At 61.9% G+C, this 2973-nt stretch carries 3 protein-coding genes and 1 pseudogene; all 4 read right to left on the reverse strand.

Annotated elements, in window-relative coordinates:
• Window positions 1-271 (reverse strand): annotated as a pseudogene (locus tag EOA60_RS26425) (hypothetical protein); the annotation flags it as partial.
• Window positions 272-275: 4 nt separating this feature from the next.
• Window positions 276-749, reverse strand: a complete 474-nt coding sequence (locus tag EOA60_RS26430) for a DUF3828 domain-containing protein (protein WP_067000473.1) — start codon at window positions 747-749, stop codon at window positions 276-278.
• A 100-nt stretch (window positions 750-849) separates the two neighbouring features.
• A complete protein-coding gene (locus tag EOA60_RS26435) occupies window positions 850-2499 on the reverse strand; it encodes an ABC transporter substrate-binding protein (RefSeq protein ID WP_127335414.1) in 1650 nt (549 codons plus the stop codon).
• A gap of 215 nt (window positions 2500-2714) precedes the next feature.
• Window positions 2715-2973: proline racemase family protein (locus EOA60_RS26440; protein ID WP_206628253.1), on the reverse strand; the 259-nt coding region annotated here is incomplete at its 5' end.

Here is a 2973-nt window from a genome sequence, read left to right on the forward strand (position 1 = left end):
GGCTGGGGTCCAATTCCAGCCCGAGATGCTCGTAGAAGGGCTTCACCACCGCCGTCGGCGATCCGGGCAGGACGGGCGCAGCTGGCGCCGGTTCGGCCAGCTTGCTTTCAGGCGTTGTGGCCGGCGCCGACTTCTCGATCGCCGGCGCATTGTCGCCAGAGGACGCGTTCGGCGGCGGCGAGCCGAACAGTCCTTGCCCGTAGGCGCCGCCGTTCAGCCCCGCGGTCAGCATCGACAAGCTCGACAGCGCGAGGACCAGACGCCGAAGCACGGCGTCACTCCGTCGAGGAGCCGCATTCCAGCGCGCTGAGCGTCCAGTCGCTGGTTTTGGAGGTGATGTCGGCGATCTTCCACTTGCCGTCCACTTTCTTCAGCGACCACACCATTTCGCGTTTGGAGTCATCGCCTTCCGGGAAAAGATTGAAGCTTGCCGTCACCTCGGCGGTGTCGCCATTGACGGCCTCGGCAAGCTTCAGCGTCTTCGACACGGTCTTCTGGTCGAAATCCTGGGCGTCGAGGCCTGGGTCGAAGTCGATGCAGGATACCTCGTCGGGCTTCTCCTTGCGGGCCTTGTCGTTGGCTTCGAAGAGCTTGGTGACCGGCTCGGTGAAGCGGTCGCGGTATTTCGCGTCCGCCTCGAACTTCACTTCAGGCACATAGAAGAACTTCACGGCGTTGGAAGCCGGCCCGGCGAGTGCCGCGGCAGGCAAGGCGATCGAGATGGCAACTGCCAGCATCATCGGTCTCATGCAGGATCTCCGGATGGTCGGCGGCGTGGTGGCACGATCACCACCACGCATCCTGCATATCGGCTTTTTCACGGCGCATGAAGTCCTTGCGCTGCGCGCCTTAAGCTTCCAGCCAGACGTTCTGGAAGTCCATTTGATAGGTCTGGTGCATGGCGTAGTTCTTCACCTTCTTGTTCATGTGGCAGTAGAGCTTCTGCCAGAACGGCTGGATGATGACGCCGGAGTCCTGCAGGATCTGCTCGACGTCCTTCATCACCTCCTTGCGCTTGGCGACGTCGATCTGCGACAGCGCCTCCTTGAGCTTGGCGTCGAAATCCGGGTTCGAGAACGCGGTCTCGTTCCAGGCCTCGCCGGTACGGTAGCCCAGCGCCAGCACCTGCACGCCGAGCGGGCGCATGTACCAGATGGTCATGGAATAAGGATATTTCGTCCAGTCGTTCCAGAAGGTCGAACCGGGCAGCACCGTGCGCTTCACCTTGATGCCGGCATCGCGCAACTGGCCGGCGATCGCGTCGCCGGTGTTCTTCTGCCATTCGTCCTCGACCGTGATCAGCTCGTGCTCGAAGTCGGCCTGCCCGGCGTCGGCCATCAGCTTCTTGGCGCCCGCCGCGTCCCGTTCCTTCTTCGGCAGCGGGTAATATTCCGGATGGATCGGGCTGACATGGTGGTTCTCGCCGACCGTGCCGCGGCCGGCGTAGCCGAGCTGCATGACCTGGTTGTTGTCGACCGCCATCTGCAGCGCATTGCGCACCCGTTTGTCATCGTAAGGCTTGTGGGTGATGTTGGTGCGCGCAACGAGCGTGGTCGCCGTCGCGACTTCCGATTTCACCAGCTCCATCTTGTCTAGGGGGTCGATGAAGTCGGCCGGCGTCTCGAAATCGAGATCGATCTCGCCGGAATCGAAGGCATTCAGCGTGGCGTTGAAGTCGGTGCCGTAGTCGATGAACTCGACCCCGTCGAGCGGCGCTTCGCCGCCCCACCACTTGCCGTTCTCGCGGCGCTTGACCACGGCTTTCTGGCCCACATCGTAAGACACCAGCTCGAAAGCGCCGGTGCCGATCGGCTTCTTGATCGGATCGGCGCGATCCTTGTCGAAGTTGCGATGCACGACCAGCGCCGGATAGTCGGTGAAGCCCGGGATGATCGCGATATCGGCTTCGGACAGCTTCAGCTTGACCGTATGGTCATCGACCTTGGTGATCGCGCCATCCCTTGCCTTGCCGGTCTTGGCGTCGACCAGCGCGCCGACGCGGGCGGCCATGGAATTGCCGGAAGCCCCCTTCTCGCACCAGCGATTGAGGTTGAAGACGACGTCATCGGCGTTGAAGGCATCGCCGTTGTTCCAGGTGACGCCTTTGCGCAGATGCAGCGTGTATTCGGTGGCGTCGTCGTTGACGTCCCAGCTTTCGAGCAGCACCGGCTCGAAGGTGAACTGGTGCGTGTAGCGCACGAGCGGCTCCAGCCAGGTGCGGGTGACATTCGCCATCTCCGTCCAGTCATAGGTGCGCGGGTCCTTCTGCGCCTTGACCGACATCGCGACATGCAGCGTTCCGCCTTTCTTCGGCTCTTGCGCCAGGGCTTTTGTCGGCGCGGCAAGGCCGATCATGCCATAGGCGAACGCCGTCGACGCGCCGAAGGCGCTTGCCAGCGCCAGGAATTCGCGCCGGTCCACGCGGCCCACGCGCGCTTCTTTAGCCATCGCCTCGATGGCGGCAGGAACGCGATCACCGTTGCTTTTGAAGATTGTCATTTTTTCCTCCCATGTTGCGAAACATTGGCCATCCTGGTGCACTTTTTTTCAGCTGTAGATGGCGCCTGCAGCGTGAGCGTGCGTCCAGCTGTCTTGCCTGAGATAGTGAGAACTCGCTCCATCCTGCGGCATTTCGAATATCGTATACGAGCTTTGTTGAGCGTCAAGCTTTCTGGGGCATGAGCTGGAGAAAGATGCCGGGCGAAGAACCACCTTCACACCTTCGCACGCTTCATCGGCCAGGTGTCCGCCACGCGATAGCCCGCCGGCCAAGGATCTTCAGGATCCAGCATGTGCTGATGGATGCCGGTGATCCAACCGCGACCGCTGATCTGGGGGCGTATTGCGGGCATACCGACAACCTGCGTGGTGCCGAGAATCTTGCCGTGAAATTCTGACCCGATGATGGACACACCGGTGAAGCAATCCTCGGCTGTCATTTGACCCTTCGCGTGCAAGAGCGCCATGCGGGCC

This window comes from Mesorhizobium sp. M1A.F.Ca.IN.020.06.1.1, assembly GCF_004023265.1.
Classification (GTDB): domain Bacteria; phylum Pseudomonadota; class Alphaproteobacteria; order Rhizobiales; family Rhizobiaceae; genus Mesorhizobium.

Coding starts and splice junctions, on each gene's coding strand:
- EOA60_RS26435 (WP_127335414.1), bottom strand. CDS start 2,499: ATGACAATCTTCAAAAGCAACGGTGATCGCGTTCCTGCCGCCATCGAG.
- EOA60_RS26430 (WP_067000473.1), bottom strand. CDS start 749: ATGAGACCGATGATGCTGGCAGTTGCCATCTCGATCGCCTTGCCTGCC.